The 860-nt window shown below is 64.3% G+C and carries 1 protein-coding gene; it reads right to left on the reverse strand.

All coding sequences use genetic code 11. From position 1 onward, the window contains the following. Positions 1-90: 90 nt before the first annotated feature. Entirely contained in the window at positions 91-750 is a 660-nt protein-coding gene (locus AC1D0P_RS26205) for an HAD family hydrolase (protein ID WP_477679397.1), read from the reverse strand. Positions 751-860 lie beyond the last annotated feature (110 nt).

Below are 860 nucleotides of genomic sequence, written 5' to 3' on the forward strand. Positions count from 1 at the left end.
GTGGAGTGTGCATATGGCAAGCCGGATGAGACAGCCATTCTGCATGCGGCCGCGTTATCGCGCTGGCCGTTACCGGACTTGCGATGGCTCTCAGTGCAGCTGAAGCGCGGGCCAGCCGCGCTTGCCGCCGATGGCCGCGAGCGTCGCGTCGGCATTCACCGTCACCGGGTGCTTGACGGCTTCCAGCAGCGGCAGGTCGTTGATGGAATCACTGTAGGCCGTCGTCTTGCAGTCCTTGAAATGCAGGCCGCGCGCGGCGAGCCAGGCATGCAGGCGTTCGACTTTGCCTTCGCGCATATTGAGTACGCCGGTGGTGCTGCCGGTGAAAAAGTCGCCGCGCATCTCGGGCTCGGTGGCGATCAGGTGCTCGATGTCGAAATAGATGGCCGTGAGTTCGGTGATGAAGCGGTTGGTGGCCGTGGTCAGGACGACCAGGTCGCCCGCTTCGAGGTGTTTGTCGACCAGCGCCAGCGCCGCGGGTGTCACGCGCGGCACGATCCAGTCGGCCAGGAACTCCTGGCGCAGCGGCTCCCACTCTTGCGCCGTCCRCCCGGCCAGCGTGCCCACGTAAAAATCGGCGAACTCCTTGAGTCCGACGGTGCCGGCCTTGTAGCGCGCTGCCATGTCGGCATTGCGCGCGGTGAACTCGGTTTTTCCCAGGATGCCCTTGCCGATCAGGAAGTCGCACCACAGCACGTCGCTGTCACCGTTGAGGACGGTGTGGTCCAGGTCGAAGAGGGTGAGCTTCATGGTCAGGGATTGCGCAGGTGCCAGGCTTTGGGGCGGGTAAAGGTCTGGATGCCGTAAGTCGACAAGGTCAGGCCCACGCCGGAATCACCATAACCGCTCCAGGGCAGGCG

The sequence above is a fragment of the Polaromonas sp. P1_G2 genome, from assembly GCF_056405515.1.